This is a genomic window from Streptomyces sp. NBC_01283 (assembly GCF_041435335.1).
Taxonomy (GTDB): Bacteria; Actinomycetota; Actinomycetes; order Streptomycetales; family Streptomycetaceae; genus Streptomyces.
Window position 1 is genome coordinate 6,806,210 of sequence record NZ_CP108430.1, and the last position, 26,378, is coordinate 6,832,587.

The 26,378-nt window shown below is 69.5% G+C and carries 22 protein-coding genes and 1 tRNA gene; 10 read left to right on the forward strand and 13 right to left on the reverse strand.

Features of this window, described 5'->3' with window-relative positions:
• Positions 1-36: 36 nt before the first annotated feature.
• Positions 37-109, reverse strand: a tRNA-Leu gene (locus tag OG302_RS30795).
• Between the two features lie 103 nt (positions 110-212).
• On the opposite strand from OG302_RS30795, the gene OG302_RS30800 reads away from it, so the two are divergent.
• Positions 213-869, forward strand: coding sequence for a response regulator (locus OG302_RS30800; protein WP_361826660.1), 657 nt, complete (start codon positions 213-215; stop codon positions 867-869).
• An 83-nt stretch (positions 870-952) separates the two neighbouring features.
• On the opposite strand, the gene OG302_RS30805 is transcribed toward OG302_RS30800, so the two are convergent.
• The 9 genes from OG302_RS30805 to OG302_RS30845 all read right to left on the reverse strand — a co-directional run bounded on the left by OG302_RS30805 (position 953) and on the right by OG302_RS30845 (position 10,858).
• A complete protein-coding gene (locus OG302_RS30805) occupies positions 953-1,669 on the reverse strand; it encodes an ABC transporter ATP-binding protein (RefSeq protein WP_361826658.1) in 717 nt (238 codons plus the stop codon).
• Positions 1,666-2,535 carry an ABC transporter ATP-binding protein gene (locus tag OG302_RS30810; protein WP_361826655.1) on the reverse strand — a complete coding sequence of 290 codons (870 nt, stop codon included), beginning with the start codon at positions 2,533-2,535 and terminating at the stop codon, positions 1,666-1,668. The genes OG302_RS30805 and OG302_RS30810 overlap by 4 nt, the downstream gene beginning before the upstream one ends.
• Positions 2,536-2,538: 3 nt before the next feature.
• Complete coding sequence (locus OG302_RS30815; RefSeq protein ID WP_371529748.1) at positions 2,539-4,383, reverse strand: branched-chain amino acid ABC transporter permease; 1,845 nt, start codon at positions 4,381-4,383, stop codon at positions 2,539-2,541.
• Between the two features lie 5 nt (positions 4,384-4,388).
• Entirely contained in the window at positions 4,389-5,318 is a 930-nt protein-coding gene (locus OG302_RS30820; protein WP_371529749.1) for a branched-chain amino acid ABC transporter permease, read from the reverse strand.
• Between the two features lie 152 nt (positions 5,319-5,470).
• On the reverse strand, positions 5,471-6,718 hold the full coding sequence (locus OG302_RS30825) for a branched-chain amino acid ABC transporter substrate-binding protein (protein WP_371529750.1): 1,248 nt from the start codon (positions 6,716-6,718) through the stop codon (positions 5,471-5,473).
• 255 nt (positions 6,719-6,973) lie between these two features.
• Entirely contained in the window at positions 6,974-7,627 is a 654-nt protein-coding gene (locus tag OG302_RS30830) for a Tat pathway signal sequence domain protein (protein ID WP_371529751.1), read from the reverse strand.
• Positions 7,624-7,995: a hypothetical protein gene (locus tag OG302_RS30835; protein WP_371529752.1), complete on the reverse strand. Its 372-nt coding sequence runs from the start codon at positions 7,993-7,995 to the stop codon at positions 7,624-7,626. The genes OG302_RS30830 and OG302_RS30835 overlap by 4 nt, the downstream gene beginning before the upstream one ends.
• 63 nt (positions 7,996-8,058) lie before the next feature.
• Complete coding sequence (locus OG302_RS30840; protein WP_371529753.1) at positions 8,059-8,532, reverse strand: PaaI family thioesterase; 474 nt, start codon at positions 8,530-8,532, stop codon at positions 8,059-8,061.
• A 46-nt stretch (positions 8,533-8,578) separates the two neighbouring features.
• Positions 8,579-10,858, reverse strand: coding sequence for an FdhF/YdeP family oxidoreductase (locus tag OG302_RS30845; protein WP_371529754.1), 2,280 nt, complete (start codon positions 10,856-10,858; stop codon positions 8,579-8,581).
• A gap of 200 nt (positions 10,859-11,058) precedes the next feature.
• Between OG302_RS30845 and polA the strand changes: the two genes are divergently transcribed.
• The 6 genes from polA to OG302_RS30875 all read left to right on the forward strand — a co-directional run bounded on the left by polA (position 11,059) and on the right by OG302_RS30875 (position 18,078).
• Entirely contained in the window at positions 11,059-13,722 is a 2,664-nt protein-coding gene (gene polA, locus OG302_RS30850; protein WP_371750284.1) for a DNA polymerase I, read from the forward strand.
• Between the two features lie 229 nt (positions 13,723-13,951).
• On the forward strand, positions 13,952-14,512 hold the full coding sequence (locus OG302_RS30855; RefSeq protein WP_371529755.1) for a hypothetical protein: 561 nt from the start codon (positions 13,952-13,954) through the stop codon (positions 14,510-14,512).
• A gap of 15 nt (positions 14,513-14,527) precedes the next feature.
• Positions 14,528-14,893 (forward strand): hypothetical protein, encoded by a 366-nt coding sequence (locus tag OG302_RS30860; RefSeq protein ID WP_371529756.1) that lies wholly within the window; start codon positions 14,528-14,530, stop codon positions 14,891-14,893.
• A gap of 137 nt (positions 14,894-15,030) precedes the next feature.
• Positions 15,031-16,740, forward strand: a complete 1,710-nt coding sequence (locus OG302_RS30865) for a lytic transglycosylase domain-containing protein (RefSeq protein ID WP_371529757.1) — start codon at positions 15,031-15,033, stop codon at positions 16,738-16,740.
• Between the two features lie 173 nt (positions 16,741-16,913).
• A complete protein-coding gene (locus OG302_RS30870) occupies positions 16,914-17,048 on the forward strand; it encodes an SPW_0924 family protein (protein WP_361826627.1) in 135 nt (44 codons plus the stop codon).
• A 37-nt stretch (positions 17,049-17,085) separates the two neighbouring features.
• Complete coding sequence (locus tag OG302_RS30875) at positions 17,086-18,078, forward strand: DUF3068 domain-containing protein (RefSeq protein ID WP_371529758.1); 993 nt, start codon at positions 17,086-17,088, stop codon at positions 18,076-18,078.
• Here the strand turns inward: OG302_RS30875 and hrpB are convergent.
• Together hrpB and OG302_RS30885 are read right to left on the reverse strand one after the other, a co-directional pair.
• On the reverse strand, positions 18,068-20,593 hold the full coding sequence (gene hrpB, locus OG302_RS30880; protein ID WP_371529759.1) for an ATP-dependent helicase HrpB: 2,526 nt from the start codon (positions 20,591-20,593) through the stop codon (positions 18,068-18,070). The two genes, OG302_RS30875 and hrpB, sit on opposite strands and share 11 nt — an antisense overlap.
• 4 nt (positions 20,594-20,597) lie before the next feature.
• Positions 20,598-21,428, reverse strand: a complete 831-nt coding sequence (locus OG302_RS30885; RefSeq protein ID WP_361826619.1) for a class I SAM-dependent methyltransferase — start codon at positions 21,426-21,428, stop codon at positions 20,598-20,600.
• Positions 21,429-21,826: 398 nt separating this feature from the next.
• On the opposite strand from OG302_RS30885, the gene rpsA reads away from it, so the two are divergent.
• Positions 21,827-23,350, forward strand: coding sequence for a 30S ribosomal protein S1 (rpsA, locus tag OG302_RS30890; protein ID WP_361826617.1), 1,524 nt, complete (start codon positions 21,827-21,829; stop codon positions 23,348-23,350).
• 123 nt (positions 23,351-23,473) lie between these two features.
• Here the strand turns inward: rpsA and OG302_RS30895 are convergent, their stop codons facing one another.
• On the reverse strand, positions 23,474-24,463 hold the full coding sequence (locus OG302_RS30895) for a sheath polysaccharide-degrading enzyme (RefSeq protein ID WP_371529760.1): 990 nt from the start codon (positions 24,461-24,463) through the stop codon (positions 23,474-23,476).
• Between the two features lie 280 nt (positions 24,464-24,743).
• Between OG302_RS30895 and OG302_RS30900 the strand changes: the two genes are divergently transcribed.
• Positions 24,744-25,682: a PAC2 family protein gene (locus OG302_RS30900; RefSeq protein WP_361826612.1), complete on the forward strand. Its 939-nt coding sequence runs from the start codon at positions 24,744-24,746 to the stop codon at positions 25,680-25,682.
• Between the two features lie 80 nt (positions 25,683-25,762).
• The gene (coaE, locus tag OG302_RS30905; RefSeq protein WP_371529761.1) at positions 25,763-26,365 is read left to right on the forward strand and encodes a dephospho-CoA kinase; all 603 of its coding nucleotides are present in this window, start codon (positions 25,763-25,765) and stop codon (positions 26,363-26,365) included.
• The last annotated feature ends 13 nt before the right edge of the window (positions 26,366-26,378 follow it).

Genomic DNA, 26,378 nt, shown 5'->3' on the forward strand with positions numbered 1-26,378 from the left:
CCAACCTACTAGGGAGCCTTCGATTCGAAGGTAAAGTGCCCCGGGTGGGATTCGAACCCACGCTGGATGGTGTTTGAGACCACTGCCTCTACCGCTGGGCTACCGGGGCATCCTTCAGAACGAAGGTCGGCGGTGACCCGCCGTGTCTCAAACATACAGGAGCTAGGTAGGCTCAAGGCAAGCAGTAGCCTGCCCCGCACCTAGGAGCCCCCGTGACTTCCCCCGAGTCGCCCCAGCCCGTAGCCGATGACGACGACAAGTCGCACGTGCCTCCGCTGACGACCCGTGTCGTCATCGCCGAGGACGAGGCTCTCATCCGGCTCGACCTCAAGGAGATGCTCGAGGAGGAGGGTTACACCGTCGTCGGCGAGGCCGGTGACGGCGAGAAGGCCGTCGAGCTGGCCCGCGAGCACAAGCCGGACCTGGTGATCCTTGACGTGAAGATGCCCGTCATGGACGGCATCTCGGCGGCCGAGAAGATCGCTGAGGAGTCCATTGCCCCGGTGCTGATGCTGACCGCGTTCTCGCAGCGTGACCTGGTCGAGCGGGCCAGGGACGCGGGCGCGATGGCGTACCTCGTGAAGCCCTTCAGCAAGACCGACGTGGTGCCGGCGATCGAGATGGCCGTCTCGCGTTTCGCGGAGCTGAAGACGCTGGAGAGTGAGGTCGCGGACCTCACGCTGCGGCTGGAGACGCGGAAGCTGGTGGACCGTGCGAAGTCGATTCTGCAGACGGAGTACGGCCTGACGGAGCCCGCCGCGTTCCGGTGGATCCAGAAGACGTCGATGGACCGGCGTCTGTCGATGCAGCAGGTAGCGGAGGCGGTCATCGAGGACGCCGACGAGAAGAAGGCGGCGAAGGGGCAGTAGCTCCAGGTCCCGAGCGTAGACGTACGAGAAGGCCCGCACCCCGGCTTGGGGGTGCGGGCCTTCTCGTATACCGGGACGGAGTCCTAGTCCTCGCCGAGGTACGCCTTGCGCACGGACTCGTCGTGCAGCAGGTCGTTCCCCGTGCCGGAGAGGACGATCTTGCCGACTTCCATGACATGACCGTGGTCGGCGAGCGAGAGCGCCGCCTGGGCGTTCTGTTCGACGAGCAGAATCGTGGTGCCCTGGGATTTCAGCTCGGCGATGGTCGCCATGATCTTCTGCATCATGATCGGCGAAAGGCCCATGGAGGGTTCGTCGAGCATGAGCAGTTTCGGCTGGGACATGAGGGCGCGCCCCATGGCGAGCATTTGCTGCTCGCCGCCGGAGAGTGTGCCTGCCGCCTGCTTTCTGCGTTCCCCGAGAATGGGGAAGAGCTCGTAGGCGCGCGCGATGTCCTTTTCGATGGCGGCCTTGTCGCTGCGCAGGTATGCGCCGAGGCGCAGATTGTTCTCGATCGTCATGCGCGGGAAGATGTGGCGGCCCTCGGGGGAGTGTGCGAGGCCGAGGGCGACAATCTGGTCGGCGCGGTATTTCCGCAGTGCTTTCCCGTTGAATTTGATGGAGCCGCCGACTGGCTTGAGCAGTCCGGAGAGCGTGCGCAGTGTGGTGGTCTTGCCTGCGCCGTTCGTGCCGATCAGCGTGACGACCTCGCCGGCCTCGACCTTGAAGGAGATGCCCTTGACGGCTTCGATCTTGCCGTAGGCGACCTTGAGGTCCTCGACTTCGAGCAGTGCGGTCATCGGCTGGTCTCCTCGTCGCCCGTCGCGTCGGCTTCCGTGCTGCCGGGGGCACCTTCGAAGGGTTCGCCCAGGTAGGCGGCGATGACGCGGTCGTCCTGTTGGACGGTTTCACTGTCGCCCTCGACGAGTTTCTCGCCTTGGACGAGTACGGCCACGCGGTCGCACAGGTTGAAGATGAAGCGCATGTCGTGCTCGATGACGAGGACGGCGATGCCCATGTCCCGGATGGCGAGGACGAGTTCCTCGGTGGCGCGGGTCTCCTGCGGGTTCATGCCGGCGGTGGGCTCGTCCAGGAGGAGCAGGCCGGGCTCGCTCGCGAGTGCCCTGGCGATCTCCAGCTTGCGCTGTTCGCCGTAGGGGAGGTTGCGGGAGAGGTGTTCCGCCTTCTCGGCGAGGCCGACGAACTCCAGGAGTTCCAGGGCGCGGGCTTTGGACTTGGCCTCGGCCTTGTGGAAGCCGGGGCCGCGCAGGAGGGCGGACCAGAGGCCTTCCTTGGTCCGTGTGTGGCGGCCGACGAGGACGTTCTCGAGGACCGTCATGTTGGCGAAGAGGCGGATGTTCTGGAAGGTGCGGGCCACGCCGGCCGCGGTGACCTTGAAGGATTTGCTGGGCAGGACCTTGCCCTTGTACCGGACCTCTCCCTCGGTGGGGATGTAGAGGCCGGTGAGGCAGTTGAAGAAGGTGGTCTTGCCCGCGCCGTTGGGGCCGATGAGGCCGACGATCTCGCCGCTGTTGACGGTGAGGTCGACGGAGCGTACGGCGGTGAGGCCGCCGAACCGCATCGTGACGCCCTTGGCGTCCAGGACGGTCTCCCCGGCGGGTGTCGCGGCGGGGCTGTCCTTGCTGGTGGTGGTGTCGGTGGTCATGGCTCAGGCCCCTGTCTTGCTGAGGACTGTGGGTGGCGGCGTGTCGCCTGGGGCCAGTTCGGCCTCGTGGAATTCGAGCTGGCGGCGGCGGTTGGGGATGAGGCCTTCGGGGCGGAAGCGCATGAGCAGTACGAGTGCGAGGCCGAAGGCGAAGAGCTGGTAGTCGCCGAGGAACGACAGCTTGCTCGGGATGAGGTAGAGCAGTGCCGCGCCGACCAGGGGTCCGCTGATGGTGCCCATGCCGCCGAGGACGACGGCGGCGAGCAGGAAGGCGGAGTTGGGCGGGACGGTGTTGGCGAATTGGTACTGCTCGGGTGTGACCGTGTACGTCACGTGTGCCTGCACGGTGCCTGCGAGTCCGGCGAGCGAGGCGCCGAGCGCGAAGGCGATGAGCTTCACGCGGAAGCCGTTGATGCCCATGGCTAGCGCGGCGGTCTCGTCCTCGCGGATGGCGACCCAGGCGCGCCCGATGCGGGAGTCCTCGCTGCGCTTGAAGACGAGCACGACGACGAGGGTGATGAGCAGCATCAGGAAGAAGTAGTTCGCGAAGCGCCCGATGGTGAAGCCGGCGATGGTGTGCTCGACGCCGAGGTCGAAGCCGAGGATCTTCAGGTTCGGGATCGAGGAGATGCCGTTGGAGCCGTTGGTGATGTCCGGGCCCGAGGTGCCGTCGGAGTTCATGGCGACGAGCCGGAAGATCTCTCCGAAGCCGAGGGTGACGATGGCGAGGTAGTCGCCGCGCAGTCGCAGGGTCGGTGCGCCGATGAGCACGCCGAAGACCAGTGATGCGCCGGCGCCGACGAGGATCGCGCCCCAGAACGGCAGGTGGACGTCGAAGGGCGAGGACGGTGAGCCGGAGACCATGGATGCCGCGTAGGCGCCGACGCCGAGGAAGGCGACGTATCCGAGGTCGAGGAGGCCGGCGAGGCCGACGACGATGTTCAGGCCGAGTGCGACGGTGGCGAAGATGAGGATGTAGACGCCGATGGTGGCGTATTGGTCGTCGCTCTGGGTGAACGGGAAGGCCGCGGCGGCGAGGAAGGCGCCGGTGAGTGTGACGTGTCGGTGCCGTGCGGTGTACGTGGAGACCTGTGCGACGAGGCCCGCCTTGGACAGTGCGGCGAAGCTGAACGCGACGGTGACCAGGAAGCCGATGAAGAGTTCGTCGTACTCGGTGCCGATGCCGTAGGTGAAGACCAGCAGGCCCACGGCGAGCGCGGCGACGATGACCAGGATCTCGACGTAGTTGGGGAGCTTGCGCGCGGTGTGCGGGGCTTCGGCGGCGAAGGCGCCCTTGAAGATGGTCATGCCGTTGCGCATGCGGTGCTTGAACTGCTCGCTGCCGCTGTCCTCGCTGTCGACCGCGTAGGTGTGCGGTCGTTTGAAGGGCAGGGCGAGGGCGCCGACGAAGGCGCCGAGGGTGGCGATGGCGGCGACCCAGCCGCCGGGTTCCAGGTTGGCGAGTCCGCCGAGCTGGTAGCTGATCGAGATGATCGTGTACCAGGTGGTGGCGAAGGCGGCGAGTGCCGCGTATTTCAGGGCGGCGTCGGCTCCGGCGGGGGCGAGCGCCCGTACACCCTTGATGCCGTAGGAGGCGAGGCCGAAGACCGTGGTGAGGATGCCGGCGATCAGGACGAGCACCTGGAGGCCGCCGGGGTAGCCGTAGACGGTGAGGTCGCCGGGGAACGCGGCGGTCCAGGTCCATGCCATGAACGTGGAGACGATGGTGAGGATGCCGCCGCCGGTGGCCAGTGCGCGGGCGGGGCCCTCGGGGATGGCGATGAGGCCGGTGGTGGTGTGGTTCTGCTTGGGGGTGGGCGCGTCGGCCGCGGTGGTCTGTGTGGTCATGGTTGTCACGCCCTGTCCGCGACGCGCTCGCCAAGGAGACCTTGTGGCCTGACGAGGAGTACGACGATGAGGAGTACGAAGGCCCAGACGTCGGCCCAGGACTGCCCGCCGAGCTGGCTCATGCCGGGGATGTCGTTCATGTAGGCGGTGGCCATGGCTTCGGCGATGCCGAGGACGAGGCCGCCGATCATGGCGCCGTAGATGTTGCCGATGCCTCCGAGTACGGCGGCGGTGAAGGCCTTGAGGCCCCAGAGGAAGCCCATGCGGAACTGGACTTCTCCGTAGCGGAATCCGTAGGCGACGGCGGCGATGCCGGCGAAGGCGGCGCCGATGGCGAAGGCCACGACGATGACGCGGTCGGTGTTGACGCCCATGAGCTTGGCGGTGTCGGGGTCCTGTGCGGTGGCCTGCATGCCGCGTCCGACGCGGGTTTTCATCACGAACCAGCCGAGGGCGAACATGCAGATCGGGGCGGTGATCAGCAGGAAGATGTCGCCGGGCTGGATGGTGATGGACCCGAGGTGGATGGAGTCGCCGGGCATCTCGGGGAAGGTGCGGGACGATTTCGCGTTGGGGTACCAGGCCCAGACGGCCTGCTGCAGCGCGAGCGAGAGGCCGATGGCGGTGATGAGGGGTGCGAGGCGGGGTGCGCCGCGCAGGGGGCGGTAGGCGAAGCGTTCGGCTCCGACCGCTATGAGGGTGGAGACGACGACGGCGCCTATGAGCATCAGTGGCAGTGCGAGCCACATGCTGGTTCCGCCGGGCAGCCACAGCCAGACGGTGAGGGCGCCGAAGCCGCCGACCATGAAGATCTCGCCGTGGGCGAAGTTGATGAGCTGGACGATGCCGTAGACCATTGTGTAGCCGATGGCGATCAGGCCGTACATGGATCCCAGTAGCAGGCCGTTGACCAGCTGTTGCGGCAGTTCGTGCACCGCAGGTCCTCCGAGTCTTTCGGTGTCGTTCGGCCTGCGTGCGGTGGCGGTGGGCCTCGCTGGCCGTACGGCTTAGGTGACGGATGCGACGCCGCGCGGGGCGCTGCAAGAGGCAGCGCCCCGCGCGGTGGTGTCGTGGGCTGCGGGGTGGATCAGCCGGTGAACGTGCCGGATTCGACCGGCTTCCAGCCCTTGGCCGGGTCCTCGGTGGACTTCACCTGGTACACGGTGAGTTGCTTGTTGGTGGCGTCGCCGTACTTGTCGAAGGAGACCTTGCCGGTCACGCCGTCGAACGAGACGCCCTGCATGGCGTCGACGATCTTGGCGCGGGCGTCGTCGGGCAGCTTGCCGTCGTTGTCGTCGACGACCTTCTTGACCGCTTCGATGATCGCCCAGGCGGAGTCGTAGGAGTAGCCGCCGTAGGCCTCGTAGGCCTCCTTGTAGCCGGCCTTCTTGTAGTTCGCGATGAACTCCTTGGCGGACGGCAGTTCCTCGACGGGCTGGCCGACGGAGGTGGCGTAGTCGCCCTTGCCTTCCTTGCCGGCGAGCTTGACGAAGTCGGCGCTGTAGATGCCGTCGCCGCCGACGAGCGGGATCTTGGCCCCGGCCTTCTTCATCTGCTTGCTGAGCGGGCCTGCCGCGGGGTACTCGCCGCCGTAGTAGACGACGTCCGCGTCAGAGTTCTTGATCTTGGTGGCGACGGCGCCGAAGTCCTTCGTGTCCGGGTTCACGTGCTCGGTGCCTGCGACCTTGCCGCCGAGCTTGGTGAACTCGTCCTTGAAGGTGGCGGCGAGGCCGGCACCGTAGGTCTTCTTGTCGTCGACGACGAAGACCTTCTTCTTCTTCGCCTTGTTGTACAGGTACTGCGCGGCGAACGGGCCCTGGATGGCGTCCGTGGTGGCCGTACGGAAGTAGGCCTTGTACGGGCGCACCTTCTTGCCGCCGTTCCAGTCCTGGCCCTGGGTCATGGCCGGGTTGGTGTTGGCGGGGGAGACCTGGACGAGCTTCGCGTCGTCGAAGACCTTCTGCATCGACTCGCCGACGGAGGAGTTCAGGGGGCCGACGGCGCCGAGGATTTCCTTGTTGGCGACGAACTTGGTGGCGTTGGTCTGGCCGGAGGCGGGCTGCCCCTGGTCGTCTGCGGCCTCCACCTTGAAGGTGATGCCGTCGACGACCTCTTTCTCGTTGGCCTGTTTGGCGGCGAGCTGCACGGAGTTGCGGATGCCGAGGCCCAGCGCGGACAGGTCGCCGGTCAGTGGCGCGTCGACGCCGATGACCACGGTGGTGCCGCCGCCCCCGGCGTCATCCTTGTCCTTGTCGTCGCGTGAGCCACAGGCGGTGAGGGTGAGTGCCCCCGCGGTGAGTGCAGCGGTGATGGCTATGAGCGAACGTTGACGCACGATCAGTCCTTTCCCCTGGCACGGCCGTCCCCTGTTGGGTGGCCGAGTCGAGCGCAGAACCGAACTGACAGGAATCCGGTGGGCGCGGTGACTGGCCGTGACTCTAAGGGGCGCTTTGTTCCTGGTGGAGTGGTCAGGCCAAAGGTGTGACGCTCTTGTTATGCCACGGAGTATTCCGGGCTGGAACTCAGGGGGCGGTTGGGGCGGAATAGGCCATCTTCGGTGCATCCCGCATGCTGAGAACTTGCAGGACTGTCAGGGTGTTTTACTCATGACATCAGTGTTCGGGGGGCATGCGGCTGTCAGGGCCCTGGAAAGATCTTTTGCATACCTCTCACCGAGGATGAAGCTCTGCAGCTGCTTTGCGCGCACATTACGCAGTGTTACGGCCAGGAAAGGGAGTCCGGCATTCCGTTGCACATTTCGGCATTCGCGAATGTGCATCGTGATTCGTGCCGTACGAGGGCTTCCCGTTTTCACGTCGAATGGGGTATGGGGGGCGACGGTGACCGACAGCGCCTCCGACGGCTGCGTGATCCGTCTGACGGAGACGGGCGGCCCCGAGTCCTGGCTGACGGAGACCGTGAAGCTGAACGTGCCGTCGCCGGCCCGTGGGTGCGTCATGTCGCCCCTGTAGGTCACGGCCACGGTCTGCGACGGGTAGAGCGGTGGCGGCGGCGCCGGAGGCCGGGGGCGGGTCAGATAGAGGCTGAGCCCGGCGGCCCCGACGACCACGGCCGTGGCGACGGCCAGGGCGGTGCGGCGGTGCCGGGTGAGCAGCGGACGGGGCCGTATGGGGTGGACGGCGACCTGGTCCAGATCCTGGCCCTGGCCCCGACTCTGGTCCGTGGCGGCGGCGCCGGTGTCGTAGGTGTTGTCGCCGGGCTCGATGGGGCCGATGGCGTTCACACCCACGGCCCGCCGCTCGGCTGCCCGTGGCGGTAGCGCTTCGCGCACCGCTCACGGGCCTCCCGGGTGAGCAACTTCCGTCCCGCGTCGGCTCCGTGGCGCCTGCGCTCGGCGCGGGCCAGGTCGAGGGTGTCCCGCAGGATCAGGTACTGCCCGTTGGAGAGACCCATCGACTGGTAGTCGCCGTAGGTCTCCTTGCCCGAGTCGTAGATCTGCCGCCCCCACTTGGTGATCAGGGCCGTGCAGAGGTCCTTGGGGGAGGTCGTGGCGGGGGAGGGGTCGGGGGAGTCGGCGGGAGGTGGGCTCCCGCATCCGGCGGCGACGAGGGCGGCGAAGGCGAGCGCACAGAGCGGTTTCCGGTGCCTCATGCACTGACGCTAGACCGGCGCCCCACGCTCCGACAATGCGTAGGGCTCCCGCCCTCAACCGCCTTATCCGGCAGAGCCGTTGGGCTCCACGTCGCGCAGCAGGCAGGTGAGCCGCGCGGTGCACACCCGCTTGTCCTGCTCGTCGGTGATGACGATCTCGTACGTGGCCGTGGAGCGGCCCCGGTGCACGGGCGTCGCCACGCCGGTGACCAGGCCCGAACGCGCGCCGCGGTGGTGCGTGCAGTTCAGGTCGACGCCGACGGCGAGCTTCGTGCTCCCGCCGTGCAGCATCGAGCCGACCGAGCCGAGGGTCTCGGCGAGCACCGCGGACGCGCCGCCGTGCAGCAGGCCGTACGGCTGGGTGTTGCCCTCGACCGGCATGGTGCCCACGACACGCTCGGCGGAGGCCTCGACGATCTCGACGCCCATCCGGTTGCCCAGGTCGCCCGCGGAGAAGAGGGCGGGCAGGTCCACGCCCAGCGCGGCGTACTCGTCGATGACCTCTTGCGGGAACTTCACGCTGTGCTGCTCACCCATCGGGCCCGGCTCCGTTCGTCGTCCTCACCAGTCGCTGAGCGAACGCTCAGTCGGTGCCCGATTGTTCCAGGCGCACGACGACGGACTTGCTGGCGGGGGTGTTGCTGGTGTCGGCGGTCGCGTCCAGCGGGATCAGTACGTTCGTCTCCGGGTAGTACGCCGCCGCGCAGCCCCGGGCCGTCGGATAGTGCACGATCCTGAAGCCGGGAGCGCGCCGCTCGACGCCGTCCCGCCACTCACTCACGAGGTCGGCGTACGACCCGTCGGCGAGGTTCAGCTCACGGGCGTCATCGGGGTTGACCAGGACGACCCGGCGGCCGTTCTTGATGCCTCGGTAGCGGTCGTCGAGGCCGTAGATAGTGGTGTTGTACTGGTCGTGCGAGCGCAGCGTCTGCAGCAGAAGACGCCCCTTCGGCAGGTCGGGGAACTCGACCGGCGCCGCGGTGAAGTTCGCCTTGCCGGTGGCCGTGGGGAAGCGGCGCTCGTCGCGTGGGGCGTGCGGCAGGGCGAAGCCCGCGGGGTCGGCCACCTTGGCGTTGAAGTCCTCGAAGCCGGGGATCACGCGCGCGATGCGGTCGCGCACCGTGGCGTAGTCCTTCTCGAACTCCTCCCAGGGCGTGGCCGAACCGGCGCCGAGGACGCGGCGGGCCAGGCGGCACACGATGGCCGGCTCGGAGAGCAGCTGCGGGCTCGCGGGCTCCAGACGGCCGCGCGAGGCGTGCACCATGCCCATGGAGTCCTCGACGGTCACGAACTGCTCGCCACTGCCCTGGAGGTCCCGCTCGGTGCGCCCGAGCGTGGGCAGGATCAGCGCACGCGCGCCCGTGACGACGTGCGAGCGGTTCAGCTTCGTCGACACATGGACGGTCAGCCGCGCCTTGCGCATCGCCGCCTCCGTCACCTCCGTGTCGGGCGACGCCGCCACGAAGTTGCCGCCCATCGCGAAGAACACCTTCGCCTTGCCGTCGCGCAGCGCCTCGATCGCCCGGACGACGTCCAGGCCGTGCTCGCGCGGCGGCGCGAAACCGAACTCCTTCTCCAGGGCGTCGAGGAAGGCCGGCGCGGGCCGCTCGAAGATGCCCATCGTCCGGTCGCCCTGCACGTTCGAATGTCCGCGCACCGGGCACACGCCCGCGCCCGGACGGCCGATGTTGCCGCGCAGCAGAAGGAAGTTGACGACCTCGCGGATGGTCGGCACGGCGTGCTTGTGCTGCGTCAGGCCCATCGCCCAGCACACGACGGTGCGCTTCGAGGCGAGCACCATGGCGAGCGCCTCCTCGATGCGCTCGCGCGTCAGGCCGGTCGCGGCGAGGGTCTCGTCCCAGTCGGCGCCGCGCGCGGCCTCGGTGAACTCCTCGTACCCATGGGTGTGTTCGCCGATGAACTCCTCGTCGACCGCGCCCTCCGTCTCCAGGATGAGCTTGTTCAGGAGGCGGAAGAGGGCCTGGTCGCCGCCGAGGCGGATCTGCAGGAAGAGGTCGGTGAGGGCGGTGCCCTTGAGCATGCCCTGCGGGGTCTGCGGGTTCTTGAAGCGCTCCAGGCCCGCCTCGGGCAGCGGATTGACCGTGATGATCTTCGCGCCGTTGTTCTTCGCCTTCTCCAGGGCGGAGAGCATGCGCGGATGGTTCGTGCCCGGGTTCTGCCCCGCGACGATGATCAGATCCGACTTGTAGAGGTCCTCCAGGAGGACGCTGCCCTTGCCGACCCCGATGGTCTCCGTGAGCGCGGAGCCGGACGACTCGTGGCACATGTTCGAACAGTCGGGGAGGTTGTTCGTGCCCAGCTCGCGGGCGAACAGCTGGTACAGGAACGCCGCTTCGTTGCTGGTGCGCCCCGACGTGTAGTAGACGGACTCGTCCGGGCTGTCCAGGGCGGCCAGTTCCTCGCCGACGATGTCGAAGGCCCGCTCCCAGGAGACGGGTTCATAGCGCTCGGCGCCCTCCGCCAGATACATGGGGTGGGTGAGGCGGCCCTGCTGGCCAAGCCAGTACCCACTGCGGGTGGCGAGATCGGCCACGGGGTGCGCGGCGAAGAAGCCGGGCGTGACGCGCCGCAGCGTGGCCTCCTCGGCGACCGCCTTCGCGCCGTTCTCGCAGAACTCCGCCGTGTGCCGGTGCTCCGGCTCGGGCCAGGCGCAGCCGGGGCAGTCGAAGCCGTCCTTCTGGTTGACCCGCAGCAGGGTCAGCGCCGTGCGTCGCACACCCATCTGCTGCTGGGCCATGCGCAGCGAATGCCCGATGGCGGGGATGCCCGCCGCGGCGTGCTGGACCTCCGCGACCTGCGGCGCGTCCTGGACCGGATCACCCTTGGGCGACTTCCTTGCCATGGTCGGCTCCCCTTCGAGCACGTGCGTGAGCTATGTCTCCGATCCTCCCACGTGCCGGTGACGGCGCGGTCGCGGGTGAGGGTTGGGCCTGAGTGTCAGTGGGGCGTGGCAGGATCGGGGACGTGGCAGAAAAAGCAGCGCAGAAGAAGTCCCAGACCGCGACGAAGCCCAGTGGCGAGCAGCGTCCGCGCCTGCTCCTCATGGACGGGCACTCCCTGGCCTACCGGGCGTTCTTCGCGCTGCCCGCGGAGAACTTCACGACCGCGACGGGCCAGCCGACGAACGCGATCTACGGCTTCGCGTCGATGCTGGCGAACACCCTGCGCGACGAGGCGCCCACGCACTTCGCGGTCGCCTTCGACGTCTCGCGCAAGACGTGGCGCTCCTCGGAGTTCCCGGAGTACAAGGCGAACCGTTCCAAGACCCCGGACGAGTTCAAGGGCCAGGTCGAGCTGATCGGCGAGGTGCTCGACGCGATGAACGCGGTGCGCTTCGCGGTGGACGGCTTCGAGGCGGACGACGTCATCGCCACGCTCGCCACCCAGGCGGAGGCGGCCGGATTCGACGTCCTGATCGTCACCGGTGACCGTGACTCCTTCCAGCTGATCACCGACCACGTGACCGTGCTGTACCCGACCAAGGGCGTATCGGAGCTGACGCGCTTCACCCCGGAGAAGGTCGAGGAGAAGTACGGCCTCACGCCCAGCCAGTATCCGGACTTCGCCGCCCTGCGCGGCGACCCGTCGGACAACCTCCCCGGCATCCCCGGAGTCGGCGAGAAGACCGCCGCGAAGTGGATCAACCAGTTCGGCTCCTTCGCGGACCTCGTCGAGCGCGCCGAAGAGGTCAAGGGCAAGGCCGGGCAGAACTTCCGCGACCACCTGGACGCGGTGAAGCTGAACCGCCGCCTCACGGAGATGGTGCGCGACGTGGAGCTCCCCAAGGAGGTCACCGACCTCGAGCGCGCTCCGTACGACCGCACGGCCCTCGCCATGGTCCTGGACACCCTGGAGATCCGTAACCCCTCGCTGCGCGAGCGTCTCCTCGCCGTCGACCCCGGCGCGGAGGAGGCCGAGGAGACCCCGGCGGAGCCCGGCGTCGAGCTGGACGGCACGGTGATCGGCGCGGGCGAGCTCGGCCCGTGGCTCGCCGAGCACGGCAAGGCGGTCCTCGGCATGGCCACGGTCGACACCTGGCAGCTCGGCACGGGCTCGGTGACCGAGGTGGCCCTCGCGGCGGCCGGGGGAGCGGCGGCCTGGTTCGACCCGTCCCGCCTGGACGAGTCGGACGAGAACGCCTTCGCGGCCTGGGTCGCCGACCCGAAGAAGCCCAAGGTCCTGCACAACGCCAAGGCGACGATGCGGGTCTTCCCCGAGCACGGCTGGACGGTGGACGGCGTCGCCATGGACACGGCGCTCGCCGCGTACCTGGTCAAGCCCGGCCGCCGCTCCTTCGCCCTGGACGCCCTGTCCCTGGAGTACCTCGGCCGGGAGCTGGCGCCCGCGTCGGCGGCCGAGGGCCAGCTCGCCTTCGGTACGGAGGAGGACGACCAGGCCGAGGCCGACGCGCTGATGTCGCAGGCCCGCACGATCCTCGACCTCGGCACGGCCTTCGGCGAGAAGCTGCCGGAGGTCGGCGCGGGCGATCTCCTGACGGACATCGAACTGCCGACGTCCACCCTCCTGGCCCGCCTGGAGCGGCACGGCATCGCGGCGGACCGCGCCCATCTCCAGGCGATGGAGCAGCAGTTCGCGGGCGCGGTGCAGCAGGCCGTGAAGGAGGCGCACGAGGCGGCAGGACACGAGTTCAACCTCGGCTCGCCCAAGCAGCTCCAGGAAGTCCTCTTCGGCGAGCTGAACCTCCCCAAGACGAAGAAGACCAAGACCGGCTACACCACGGACGCGGACGCCCTGGCCTGGCTCGCGGCCCAGACCGAGAACGAACTGCCGGTCATCATGCTGCGCCACCGCGAGCAGGCGAAGCTCCGCGTCACGGTCGAGGGCCTGATCAAGTCGATCGCCGCGGACAACCGCATCCACACGACCTTCAACCAGACGGTCGCGGCGACGGGCCGCCTGTCCTCCACCGACCCGAACCTCCAGAACATCCCCGTCCGTACGGACGAGGGCCGGGCGATCCGCCGCGGCTTCGTGGTCGGCGAGGGCTTCGAGTCCCTGATGACCGCGGACTACAGCCAGATCGAGCTGCGGGTGATGGCCCACCTCTCCGAGGACGAGGGCCTCCTGGAGGCGTTCGGCTCGGGCGAGGACCTGCACACCACGGTCGCCTCGCAGGTGTTCGGCGTGGAGGGCTCCGCCGTCGACGCCGAGATGCGCCGCAAGATCAAGGCCATGTCGTACGGCTTGGCGTACGGCCTCTCCGCGTTCGGCCTCTCCCAGCAGCTGAACATCGAGGCGGGCGAGGCCCGTGCGCTGATGGACACGTACTTCGAGCGGTTCGGCGGTGTACGCGACTATCTGCGCCGAGCCGTCGACGAGGCCCGCGCCACGGGCTACACGGAGACGATGCTGGGCCGCCGCCGGTATCTCCCCGACCTCAACAGCGACAACCGCCAGCGTCGCGAGATGGCTGAGCGGATGGCCCTGAACGCGCCCATCCAGGGCACGGCCGCGGACATCGTCAAGATCGCCATGCTGAACGTGCACCGCGCTCTGACGGAGGCGAAGCTCGACTCCCGCATGCTGCTCCAGGTCCACGACGAAATCGTCCTGGAGATCGCTCCGGGCGAGCGCGCCAAGGTGGAGGAGCTCGTCCGCCGCGAAATGGCGGGCGCGGCGTCGCTGCGGGCACCGCTGGACGTCTCGGTGGGCGTGGGCCCGGACTGGGAGTCGGCCGCGCACTGACCCATCCACCGCGGGCCCGGGGCTGCCGCGGCAGCCCCGGGCCCGCGGTGCATCTCAGCCCCTCCGGCGTTCTGTATTTCAGCCCCTCCGGCGTTTGAGGAGCGGGGTCTGGGGCGCAGCCCCGGGAGGGCGCCCGCACAAGCCCCCCCGGCAGGCCCCCGGCCAGCCCCCTCACCCACGTGGCCCCCGCCCCCGGGCCCCGCCAAGGCGCCCCGGCCACGATGACCGCATGGCCCTTCACCTGCGAAAGTGCCGAATAGCGATAGCCACGGCACTGGTCAGCACCCTCCTCAGCCCCCTCCGCGTAACCGCCGCCAGAGCAAGCACGGCCCAACGCGCGGCCTTCTGCACGGCCCGCAGCGACTCGCCCCTCGCCGCCCAGCTCTCCCGCGACATCCGCGCCGTCCTCACCGCCCGGCGGGGCACCGTCGCCGTGGCCCTCCACGACCCCGCCACGGGCCTCAGCTGCGCCCTCGGCAGCAGCTACCGCTACGACACCGCCAGCATCGCCAAGGTCATGATCATGGAGGCCACCCTCCGCCGCGCACAGGACTGGGGCCGCGGGCTGACCGCCTGGGAGCGCCGCTGGATCCATCCCATGATCACCCGGTCGGACAACACCGCGGCCCGGCGCCTCTGGGACGACCTTGGCCGGCCCTGCATCGCCCGGTTCCTGAGCCGCGCGGGCGCCGCCGCCACCACACTCAATCCGTACGGTCAGCCGCTCGGCCCGACGTCACGCGCGTACGGCCTGAAGCAGCTGAACGAGGTGCGGCGCGACCAGCGCTGAGGCGTGCCCGCGGGAATGCCGCGTGGCACCAAGGCGTACATCAAGAACGGCTGGCTGCCCCGCTCCACGCACGGCTGGCGGGTGCACAGCATCGGCGCGTTCACCAAGGCGGGGGCCAACTCCGGGGCCGGCGCGGCGAGCAGCCGCGACCGCGACCGCACGTACCGCATCGTTGTTCTTTCGCACGACAACCCCACGATGAAGTACGGAGTCCGTACCATCGAACGCGTTGCCCAAGCCGTGCACCGCGCCCTCAACAAGGGGCGTGCGGCAGGGCAGGAGCTCACCCCGGAGAACGAGATCAGCGAAGTGCCCGACGGCTCGGCCCCGGCCGACGCCCCGCCCGAGGCCCCACCCGAACAGGACACGGCCAACCGGTGAAAAACGGGCACGAACGGGTGTCTGGGCGCCGGAAGTTGTCGTAGTGTCGCCTGAGTCGGCCCGCTGGGGAGCACAACGGGGAACACAGCAGAGCGGGCGGCGACACGCACAGTCGTCAAGGGGAGGGGATCACGGTCATGGCGCCGGTATTCGGCAGGCGGTTGCGCAGGGGAGCGGTGACCACCGCGGTGGCCGCGGCAGCGGTGGCCGCGCTCGCGGCGTCCCAGGCCCCGGGCGTGACGGACGTCCCTCGCGACGAGCGGACGGGGGCGTCCGGCTCCACGCCGCCACCGGAGGACTCCGCGACCGGCAACTCCCCCTACTACACCGACCTGCCGCCCCTGAAGACCCCGGTCCCGCCGACCGGAGCGCCCACCGGCGGCGACGAGAAGACCGACGCGGGACTCCCGGCCACCGTCCTGGACGCGTACAAGAAGGCCGAGGCGTCCCTGGCCACCTCCAAGCCCGGCTGCAAGCTCCCCTGGGAGCTGCTCGCCGCGATAGGCCAGGTCGAGTCCGGCCAGGCGCGTGGCGGTCGCGTGGACGCGAACGGCACGACGAACGCCCGGATCCTCGGCCCGGTCCTGAACGGCGACGGCTTCGCCAAGATCACCGACACCGACGGCGGCGCGTACGACGGCGACAAGACGCACGACCGCGCGGTCGGCCCCATGCAGTTCATTCCCTCGACGTGGGACACCTGGGCGCAGGACGGCAACGCGGACGGCAAGAAGGACCCGAACAACATCTACGATGCCGCGCTCGCCGCGGGCAGTTACCTCTGCGCGAGCGACCGCGATCTGTCCGTCGAGGCCGAGCTGCACAAGGCGATCCTCAGCTACAACCACTCGACGGACTACCTGAACACGGTCCTGTCGTGGCTGGAGCACTTCCGCAAGGGCACCCACGAGATCCCCGACGGCACGGGTGACCTGCCGGGCGACCGCAGCGACGGCAACGGCCCGGGTGCGAGCCCGAGCCCCACGCCCACGCCCCCGGCGTCCGGTTCGCCCTCGCCGAAGCCGCCCAAGCCCGGCGACCACAAGCCCTCCAAGCCCTCGAAGCCCTCCAAGCCCGGCAACGGCAGTGGCAGTCCGACCACGCCTCCGTCGGGCGGCGACGGCGGCACGGAGACTCCCAAGCCCCCCTCGGCCACCGACCGGGTCGCGAGTCTGAAGGACGCCGGCACCGGCAAGCTCACCGCGACGGCGGGCGACGCCTTCGCCGAACGTGTCGAGGTGCGTGCGCAGTCCACGTCCGGCGCGGGAGTGGCCAAGGCCAAGGTGAGGTTCACGATCGTCGGCGACACCGACGCGCGTTTCCCGGGCGGCGCCACCAGCGCGACGGTCACCACGAGCGCCTCGGGCAAGGCCACGGCCCCGGCGCTCAAGTCGGGCGAGAGGACCGGTGACTTCAAGGTCCGGGCGACGGTCGTCGGCCGCTCGCTGCCCGGCCTCGCCTACACGGCGACGGTCACCGCGCGTCAGGCCGACGCCCTGGCCAGGACCAGCGACAAGGCGCTGACCTGCGCGCCGGGCGGAGAGTTCGCCGACCAGGTCGAGGTCAAGGCGACGTACAAGGGGAAGGCCGCCGACCGCGTGGCGGCCACCGCCACCATGATCAAGTCGTCGGCGGACGCCACGGCCAACGACAAGGGTCCGTACTTCAAGGGCGCGGACGGCAAGCCGGTCCGCACCCTCAAGGCCCTGAAGACGGACGCGAACGGCGTGCTCAAGCTCCCCAAGATGTACGCGGACGACGCGGCGGGCACGTATCTGCTGCGTGTCGTCACCGAGGGCGGCGCGACGCTCACGGTCGAACTGAAGGTGGCGGCGCCCGCGGCCTAGCCCCGCGCGGGCTCCGCACAGCAGGCATCACACGCACCACATACGAACGCCCCCTGCGCCCGCCCGGCGCAGGGGGCGTTCGTATGTGTGCAACGTGTTCTCATCTGGCCGCCGCGTTGCTACGGTGCCCCAGCCCTGACGCCCTGTCAGTTCTCCGCCTCGGGAGGATCCGCATGCGTGCTCTCATCGCCGCCGCGACCGGTCTTGCCGTCGCCCTCGCCCTGGTCATGACGATCACGGCGATCGGCGCCCCGCCCGGTGAGACCTCGCCCGAGCCGCTGCTCACCACCGTCCCCAAGCACCCCTGACCGTCAACCGCCCGTCTCCGTAGGGAGGGCCGCCGCGATGCGCCGCAAGGCAAGCCTGATCCTGCTCGCCTTCGCCGTGTTCTTCACGGCGATGTCCCCGCTCATGCGCTGGTACGCCTTCCCGCGCCTCGCCAAGATCCCGCCGAGCCAGTACCAGGAGGCGGTGCTGGAGGCGAAGAACCCGACGCTCATCGACTACGGCACGATGCGGGCCAAGAAGATCGACAAGGTCACCATCGTGCAGACCCTCAAGGGCAACGTGGAGGCCTCCGAGAAGATCGAGAAGAGCGCCGACCGCGACGTCGTCGTCTGGGACGCCCTCTCCTACGTCCAGGACGGCGACGGCAAGATGGTCTCCAAGGTCCCCGAGCGCTACATCTTCGACGCGCACAGCCAGGAACCGGTGCACGCCACGGGCGAGATGGTCGACGGCGACCCGGTCAAGCGCGAGGGCATCGAGTTCAAGTGGCCCTTCCTGACCGAGAAGCGTGATTACGAGTACTTCGACGCGCAGGCCCGCGTCACCAAGCCCATCCACTACAAGGGCACGCAGACGTTCCGCGGCGTGAAGGTCTACTACTTCGAGCAGACCATCCCCTGGACCAAGGTGCCCTTCCCCAAGACCATGCCGGTCAAGGGCATCACCCCGGAGTCGCTCGCCAAGACGGGCACCACCCGCTGGTACACCACCGTCCGAAAGTTCTGGGTCGATCCGACCACCGGGGCGCCCGTCTACGGCGAGGAGATCCAGAAGAACGAGCTGCGCGGCGGCACGCTCCTCGGTGACCGCGACAAGGTCACCGTCTTCGCCGGCCACGTGAAGATGCGCGAGGACTACATCGAGGACACGGTCGCCCTGGTGAAGTCCCAGCGTGTCCTGGTCCTCCTCATGACGGCCTACCTCCCCTGGGGCTTCCTCGGCCTCGGCCTGCTCCTGCTCGCCCTCTCCCTCTGGCTGGAGGCCCGCAGCCGCAGGCCCGGCGACCCGGAGGCCACGGCGGCGCCCGAGCCGGAACCGGTCAACGCCTGAGCCGCGCGTTGGTGAACCGCGTCGCCTGGGCGGCCGCCGGATCCTCCGGCCACGGATGCTTCGGATACCGCCCGCGCAGCTCGGCCCGCACGGCCCGGTAGCCGTCCCGCCAGAAGGAGGCGAGATCGGCGGTGACCGCGGCGGGGCGGCCTGCGGGGGAGAGCAGGTGTACGAGGACGGGTACGGCGCCGTCCGCGACGCGCGGGGTCTCGGCCAGCCCGAACATCTCCTGCAACTTCACCGCGAGGACGGGCTGTTCGGGGTCGGCGTAGTCGACCCGGATCCTGGACCCGCTGGGCACCGCCACCCGCTCCGGGGCGAGCGCGTCGAGCCGGGTGGCCTCGCCGGTCGCCCACGGCAGGAGCCGGTTGAGCCCCTGCCCCGCGTCGATGCGCCGCAGGTCCGCCCGGCGCCGCGCCTTCGACAGCTCGGGCTCAAGCCACTCGTCCACGCGCGCGTGCAGGGCGCTTTCAGACACGTCGGGCCAGGGCGCCCCCAGATGCCGGTGCAGGAACGCGAGCCGTTCCCGCAGCTCCCGAGCGCCCTGGGACCAGTTGAGGAGCGAGGTCCCCTCTTCCCTGAGCCCCGCGAGCAGCCCTTCCCGTACGAGTCCCGGGGCCGGCTTCTTGAGGGGCCGCACCGTCAGCTCCACGGCTCCGAGGCGCTGGACGTGCCGCGCGACGATATCCCCGTCGGCCCAGGCGACCTCGTCCCCCTCGCCGTACAGGGACGCCGCCGCGCTCCGGGCGACGTCCTCGTCGATGTGCCCGCCGAGCAGCACGCGCGCGTGCCCCGCGCCCACCGGCCGGTCGGCCGCGGCCACGGCGATCCACTCGGCGCCGGTCAGCGCGGACCCCGGCCGCACCTCGGCACGGGTCCCGTTGACCATGAGGTACGTCCCGTCCCCACGCGCCTGGGCGACGCGCTCGGGGAAGGCGAGCGCGGCGACGATTCCGGCGGCGCGGTCGTCCCCGGGTCCTGCCTCGCGCGCGTCTCCGGTGCCGGTACCCGCTGCTGAAGTCAGGCGCCGTACCTCCGTGCGCCACCGCGCCGCGTACCCGTCCTTGCCCCGCCGGGCGGCGCGCCAGGCCGCCGCGAGGTCGTCCCCGTACTCACGCGGCGGCTCCTCGCTGAGGAGGGCCACCACCTCGGCCGCGCGGCGCGCCCCCACGAGGGGGACCGCGTCGAGCAGGGCCCGCGCCAGCCGCGGGTGCAGCCCGGCCCGCGCCATCCGCACGCCCCGGTCCGTGACCCGCCCCGACTCCGGGGACACCGCACCGACCGCCGTCAGAACGGCACGCGCGGCTGCCATCGCCCCACCCGGAGGCGGGTCGAGCAACGCGAGCCCGGAGGCGTCAGGATCCCCCCAGCAGGCCGCCTGCAGCGCGAACGCGGCAAGGTCGGCCAGCTTGATCTCCGGCGCCGGAAAGCGCGGCAGACGGGCGTCCTCGGCCTCCGCCCAGCACCGGTACACGGTCCCCGGCGCCTCACGCCCCGCACGACCGGCCCGCTGCCGGCCCGACGCCTGCGAAGCCCGTACCGTCGCCAGCGCGCTCAGCCCGCGCGCGTGGTCGACGCGGGGCTCACGCGCGAGCCCCGAGTCGACGACCACCCGCACCCCGGGAACCGTCAGCGACGACTCGGCCACCGAGGTCGCGAGGACCACCCGCCGGGTGCCGTCCGCCGAACCCGCCAGGACCGCGTCCTGCACCGCGGCGGGCGCACGCCCGTGCACCTGCAGCACCTCCGCGGAGGCGCCCCCCAGCTGACCCGCCACCCGCGCGATCTCCCCCACCCCGGGCAGGAAGCACAGCACGTCCCCGTCCCGCTCGGCGAGCGCCCGCCGCACCACCGACGCCACATGCGTGAGCTGCGCCGGATCCACCCGCATCCCGTGCGGCGGCCGCACCGGACGTGCGGGCGGCGCCCAGACGACCTCGACCGGATGCGAGGTGCCCCGCGCCTCCACCACGGGCGCGTCCCCGAGGATCCGCGCCCATCCCTCCGCGTCGGTCGTCGCGGACGCGGCCACCAGCCGCAGCTCGGGCCGCAGCGCCGCCCGCACGTCGACCAGGAACGCCGCCACGGTGTCCGCGTCCAGATGCCGCTCGTGACACTCGTCGATGATCACCACGTCGATACCGGTCAGCTCCTGGTCCCGCTGCAGCCGCTGCAACAGGACACCCGTGGTGACGACCTCCACGCGCGCGCGTGGACCGACCACACGCTCACCGCGCACGGTGTAACCGACGCTCTCCCCGACCTTCTCGCCGAGCAGCCACGCCATCCGCCGCGCGGCGGCCCGAGCGGCGATGCGCCGCGGCTCGGCGACCACCACACGCCGTACGGGCGCGTCCCCCAGAAGCCCCGCCAGGGCCAGCGGCACCAGCGTCGTCTTGCCCGTACCGGGAGGCGCGCACAGCACGGCGCTCCCCGGCCCCTCCAGAGCGGACCGCAGCGCGGGCAGCGCACTGCGGACGGGCAGTTCCAGGGCTTCGTTACGGAGACGGATCACGCACTCAGTCTCGTACGCAGACGAAGATCGCCGACCCCGGGATCAGATTCCCGCGCAACGGGGACCAGCCGCCCCACTCCTGGGTGTTCCACGCGGGCCACTCCGGCTCCACCACGTCGGTGAGCCGGAAACCGGCGGCCACGATGTCCCGCACCCGGTCGCCGAGCGTGCGGTGGTGCTCCACGTAGACGGCGTTTCCGTCCTCGTCCTGCTCCACATAAGGAGTGCGGTCGAAGTACGAGGCCGCGACCGAGAGACCCTCGGGGCCCGGCTCGTCCGGGAACGCCCAGCGGATCGGGTGCGTCGCCGAGAACACGAACCGGCCGCCGGGCCGCAGCACACGGTGCACGTCCTTGAGGACGCGCACCGGATCGGCGACGAACGGCATCGCCCCGTACGCGGAGCACGCGAGGTCGAAGCTCCCGTCGGCGAACGGCAGCGCCCCCGCGTCCGCCTCCACCAGCGGCACCCCGCCACCGATCCGCAGCGCGTGCTGCAGCTGCCGGTGGGAGAGATCGAGGGCCACCGGACGCGCGCCCTGCGCGGCGAGCCAGCGCGAGCACTGTGCCGCACCCGCGCCGATCTCCAGGATGTCCTTGCCCTTCAGCTCCTCGGGCGGACCGAGGAGCTCGGCCTCCACCTCGTCGAGCCCTTCCGGACCCCACACGAAACGGTCGTCACCCAGGAAGGTGCCGTGCTCGATCTGGTAGTCGTCCGCGTTCCTGTCCCACCAGCCGCGATTGGCGCGGCTGCTCTCCGTGACATTCGCGTCACGGCGGGTGGCTTCCGGTTCGGGCGTCTCGGGCAGCTCGGACTCTTGGATGATCGGCTCCATCGTCGTACTCTTCCGTCTGGCTTGGCGCGGCTCGTCGCAGCGGGATGGCGGCGGGTGGTCCGCAAGCGGTCGCGACAGGGCGCTGTGCGGCCCATGTGGCCTTACGCGACAGCATTTGTGCCGGGTATGCGGCGTTCCGCCCCGGGTGTGCGCCTTCGCGCATTGACCCTGTCCGGCTGCCCCCGTATGCTACAAGTTGCGCTGCGAGCCTGCCGTCCTCAGACATAGCAGGGTGCGCTCGCATCTGTTGTATGTCCCCTCGGTTGTCGAGGCGCCTTCCGTTTCTTCGGAAACTCAGGAATCGGCGCTTCCAAGGCTGTCCGGCTTCTTCAGAGCGAAACCGGTTCCGGCGCTAGCAGTACCTACGACTCACTGTCCGTACCGGAGCCCTTTCCCACATGACGAGCAGCACCGAGACCACCTCTACCACGCCGCAGGTAGCGGTCAACGACATCGGTAACGAGGAAGCTTTCCTCGCCGCGATCGACGAGACGATCAAGTACTTCAACGACGGCGACATCGTCGACGGCGTCATCGTGAAGGTCGACCGGGACGAGGTCCTGCTCGACATCGGTTACAAGACCGAAGGCGTCATCCCGAGCCGCGAGCTCTCCATCAAGCACGACGTCGACCCGAACGAGGTCGTCGCGGTTGGTGACGAGATCGAGGCCCTGGTTCTCCAGAAGGAGGACAAGGAAGGCCGTCTGATCCTGTCCAAGAAGCGCGCTCAGTACGAGCGTGCCTGGGGCACGATCGAGAAGATCAAGGAAGAAGACGGCATCGTCACCGGTACCGTCATCGAGGTCGTCAAGGGTGGTCTCATCCTCGACATCGGCCTCCGAGGCTTCCTGCCGGCTTCCCTCGTCGAGATGCGCCGCGTCCGCGACCTCCAGCCCTACGTGGGCAAGGAGCTCGAGGCCAAGATCATCGAGCTGGACAAGAACCGCAACAACGTGGTCCTGTCCCGCCGTGCCTGGCTCGAGCAGACCCAGAGCGAGGTCCGTCAGACCTTCCTCACGACCCTGCAGAAGGGCCAGGTCCGCTCCGGCGTCGTTTCCTCGATCGTCAACTTCGGTGCGTTCGTGGACCTGGGCGGCGTCGACGGTCTCGTGCACGTCTCCGAGCTTTCCTGGAAGCACATCGACCACCCCTCCGAGGTTGTCGAGGTCGGCCAGGAAGTCACCGTCGAGGTTCTCGACGTGGACATGGACCGCGAGCGCGTGTCCCTGTCGCTCAAGGCGACGCAGGAAGACCCGTGGCAGCAGTTCGCCCGCACGCACCAGATCGGGCAGGTTGTTCCCGGTAAGGTCACCAAGCTCGTTCCGTTCGGTGCGTTCGTGCGCGTCGACGAGGGCATCGAGGGCCTGGTCCACATCTCCGAGCTGGCCGAGCGCCACGTGGAGATCCCGGAGCAGGTCGTCCAGGTCAACGACGAGATCTTCGTCAAGGTCATCGACATCGACCTCGAGCGTCGCCGGATCTCGCTGAGCCTCAAGCAGGCCAACGAGTCCTTCGGTGCCGACCCGTCGGCCGTCGAGTTCGACCCGACCCTGTACGGCATGGCCGCGTCGTACGACGACCAGGGCAACTACATCTACCCCGAGGGCTTCGACCCCGAGACGAACGACTGGCTCGAGGGCTTCGAGACCCAGCGTGAGGCTTGGGAGGGTCAGTACGCCGAGGCGCAGACGCGCTTCGAGCAGCACCAGGCCCAGGTCATCAAGTCCCGCGAGGCGGACGCCCAGGCCGAGGCCGAGGGTGCTGCGGCTCCCGCGTCCTCGTCCGGCACCCCGGCTGCCGGTGGCAGCGGCGGTGGCGGCGGCGGTTCGTACTCCTCGGAGTCGGACGACAACTCCGGCGCCCTGGCGTCGGACGAGGCGCTTGCCGCTCTGCGCGAGAAGCTCGCCGGTGGCCAGAGCTGAGGCTCTCCACTAAGCGGTAGCAGCTGAACACTGCGGGCCCGCATCCCTTCGGGGGTGCGGGCCCGCAGTGCGTTTCCGTGCGTTCCTCCGTGCGCTTCTTCGTGCGCTACTCCGGGGCGCCGTTCACGGGGTGACCGTGATGTTCGTCAGGCCCTTGCCGCCCGTCACCGTGTTGCTGGCGTACACCGTCGTCTTGCAGCTGCCGCTGAAGTTGGTGACGTTGATGGCCAGTTGCTTGTCGCCCGTCGAACCGGTCAGGTTCGACTTGTTGCCCCGGAACACCGTGCCGCAGCCCCAGCCGGACTGCTGGCTGTGCGTCTCGTAGCCGCTGTTGGTGGTGTTCTTGCCGGTGTTGTTCTCGATGACGTAGTTGTTGCCCTTCACGTCGATCCACGAGTCGTCGTAGTTGTTGCCGGTCAGGCCCTTGCCGTCGAAGGTGTTCCCGGTGACCTTGCCGCCGGTGGTGCCCTCCTTGAGGTCGATGGCCTCGCCGCCCACGTCGGGGCCGATCGTGTTGCCGAGGATCTGTACGTTGTCGCTCTTGTCGGAGAGCGTGTTGGCGCTGCCCACGTAGACGCCCTCTCCCATGCCGCGATCGTCGTTCCCGGTGTCGTAGATCTTCGAGTTCTTGATGACGCCGTCGGTGCTCGACTTCCGGAAGTGGACGCCCTCCATGTCGAGGCCGTGCACCGTGACCGTGTCCACGGTGACGCCCTTCGCGGAGTCGATCATGATGCCCTTCTGGCCGCCCGTGACGGTGATGCCCTTCACCGTCCAGTAGGAGGCGCCGTTCAGATGCAGGCCGTATCCGCCGCCCGCCGTGAGCACGGCTTTAGAGGAGCCGGTCAGGGCGATGCGGGCGCCTGAGCTCGCGGCCGTACTCGTCTTGAAGTTCCCGGTGTACGTGCCGTCGGCGAGGTGGATCGTGTCGCCCGGGGAGGCGTTGGCGAGCGCGGACTTGAGCTCGGCCGCCGTGGAGACCTCGATGGTCGCGGCGGCCGTCGAGGCGGGGGAGGCGGTGGCCGCGACGGTCAGGCCTCCGGTCGCGGCTGTCGCGGCGACTGCGGTGAGCGTGGAGACGAGCAGGGTGCGTCGTGTGCGTCGGGTGAGCATGGGGGTGACCCTTTCCGGTTCCTGTATATGAACACTGGGTGTGCATATGAACGTAGAGCTGGGTCATGTCTGCGTCAAGGTCTGGACTAACCGGACCGAGCCGGGTGCGGTGCCGGCGGTCGGCTCGAACTCGGGGCCCCGGTGCGGGTGTTCAGCGCGAGGCGGTAGTCGCACGCCGTGAAGTGCGAAGCAACTCTGAAGAGGCGAGAGAGGGAATGCCTGCGCTCTTGAGGGCGTTCTGCTGTACGAGTCACGACGAAGAGGGCGAGGAGCGGTCACAGTGCTTGATCCGCAGGGTTTGTACGCATGGGAGCCGAAGGGCCTTGCCGTCGTCGACATGGCGCTCGCCCAGGAATCGGCCGGACTGGTCATGCTCTACCACTTCGACGGCTACATCGACGCGGGCGAGACCGGCGACCAGATCGTCGAGCGGCTCACGGACAGTCTGCCGGGTCAGGTGGTGGCGACCTTCGACCACGACCGGCTCGTCGACTACCGCGCGCGCCGCCCGCTGCTCACGTTCCGGCGCGACCGCTGGACCGACTACGAGGTGCCCGCGCTTGACGTGCGGCTGCTCCAGGACGCGACGGGCGCACCCTTCCTGCTGCTCTCCGGGCCCGAGCCCGACATCGAGTGGGAACGCTTCGCCGCGGCGATCGGGCAGATCGTGGAGCGACTCGGCGTACGCCTCTCGGTGAACTTCCACGGCATCCCCATGGGCGTGCCGCACACCCGTCCCGTGGGCCTCACGCCGCACGGCAACCGCACCGACCTGGTGCCGGGGCACCGCAGCCCCTTCGACGAGGCGCAGGTGCCGGGCAGCGCGGCGTCGCTCGTCGAGTACCGCCTCCTGGAGGCGGGCCACGACGTGCTCGGTGTCGCCGCGCACGTCCCGCACTACATCGCGCGCTCCGCGTACCCGGACGCCGCTCTCACGGTCCTGGAGGCGATCACCGCCGCGACCGGTCTCGTGCTGCCGAGTGTCGCGCACGGCCTGCGTACCGAGGCGCACCGCACCCAGACCGAGATCGACCGGCAGATCCAGGAGGGCGACGAGGAACTGGTCTCCCTCGTGCAGGGACTTGAGCACCAGTACGACGCCGCGGCCGGCGCCGACGCGCGCGGCAACATGCTCGCGGAGCCCATGGACATTCCGTCGGCCGACGAGATCGGCCAGGAATTCGAGCGCTTCCTCGCCGAGCGGGAGGGCGACGCGTAGCGGGGCGTGGACATGAAGGGGACAGGTGCAGCGCCTGGCCGGGAAGGCGGAGCGTGAGGCCACCCCCTAAGCTGCCGGTCATGCTGAAGGTGGGCCTGACCGGCGGTATCGGCGCCGGCAAGAGTGAAGTATCACGTCTCCTCGTCGCGTCCGGAGCCGTCCTGGTCGACGCCGACAAGATCGCGCGGGAAGTTGTGGAGCCAGGAACTCCGGGCCTGGCGAAGGTCGTTGAAGCCTTCGGCCAGGAGATCCTCGCCGCGGACGGCACCCTCGACCGGCCGAAGCTCGGCTCGATCGTCTTCGCCGACCCGGAGAAGCTGGCCGTCCTGAACTCGATCGTGCACCCCCTGGTCGGCGCCCGCTCCGCCGAACTGGAGCAGGCGGCATCCGAGGACGCCGTGGTCATCCACGACGTGCCGCTGCTCGCGGAGAACGGCCTGGCACCCCTGTACGACCTCGTGGTCGTCGTCGACGCGAGCCCCGAGACCCAGCTGGAGCGTCTGGTGGGACTGCGCGGCATGAGCGAGGAGGACGCCCGCGCGCGGATGGCCGCCCAGGCCACGCGCGAGAAGCGTCTGGAGATCGCCGACATCGTGATCGACAACGACGGCCCGCTGGAGGGCCTCCGGGAGCGCGTCGGCGCCGTATGGGCGGACCTCGCGCTGCGGGCGCGGGCGGCCTAGAAGGAGGCGGGGG

Coding starts and splice junctions, on each gene's coding strand:
- OG302_RS30885 (WP_361826619.1), bottom strand. CDS start 21,428: ATGGAGCCGATCATCCAAGAGTCCGAGCTGCCCGAGACGCCCGAACCG.
- polA (WP_371750284.1), top strand. CDS start 11,059: ATGGACGGGCACTCCCTGGCCTACCGGGCGTTCTTCGCGCTGCCCGCG.
- OG302_RS30870 (WP_361826627.1), top strand. CDS start 16,914: ATGCGTGCTCTCATCGCCGCCGCGACCGGTCTTGCCGTCGCCCTCGCC.
- OG302_RS30835 (WP_371529752.1), bottom strand. CDS start 7,995: ATGAGGCACCGGAAACCGCTCTGTGCGCTCGCCTTCGCCGCCCTCGTC.
- OG302_RS30815 (WP_371529748.1), bottom strand. CDS start 4,383: ATGACCACACAGACCACCGCGGCCGACGCGCCCACCCCCAAGCAGAAC.
- OG302_RS30860 (WP_371529756.1), top strand. CDS start 14,528: ATGCCGCGTGGCACCAAGGCGTACATCAAGAACGGCTGGCTGCCCCGC.
- OG302_RS30845 (WP_371529754.1), bottom strand. CDS start 10,858: ATGGCAAGGAAGTCGCCCAAGGGTGATCCGGTCCAGGACGCGCCGCAG.
- OG302_RS30810 (WP_361826655.1), bottom strand. CDS start 2,535: ATGACCACCGACACCACCACCAGCAAGGACAGCCCCGCCGCGACACCC.
- OG302_RS30865 (WP_371529757.1), top strand. CDS start 15,031: ATGGCGCCGGTATTCGGCAGGCGGTTGCGCAGGGGAGCGGTGACCACC.
- coaE (WP_371529761.1), top strand. CDS start 25,763: ATGCTGAAGGTGGGCCTGACCGGCGGTATCGGCGCCGGCAAGAGTGAA.
- rpsA (WP_361826617.1), top strand. CDS start 21,827: ATGACGAGCAGCACCGAGACCACCTCTACCACGCCGCAGGTAGCGGTC.
- OG302_RS30855 (WP_371529755.1), top strand. CDS start 13,952: ATGGCCCTTCACCTGCGAAAGTGCCGAATAGCGATAGCCACGGCACTG.
- OG302_RS30840 (WP_371529753.1), bottom strand. CDS start 8,532: ATGGGTGAGCAGCACAGCGTGAAGTTCCCGCAAGAGGTCATCGACGAG.
- OG302_RS30805 (WP_361826658.1), bottom strand. CDS start 1,669: ATGACCGCACTGCTCGAAGTCGAGGACCTCAAGGTCGCCTACGGCAAG.
- OG302_RS30875 (WP_371529758.1), top strand. CDS start 17,086: ATGCGCCGCAAGGCAAGCCTGATCCTGCTCGCCTTCGCCGTGTTCTTC.
- OG302_RS30895 (WP_371529760.1), bottom strand. CDS start 24,463: ATGCTCACCCGACGCACACGACGCACCCTGCTCGTCTCCACGCTCACC.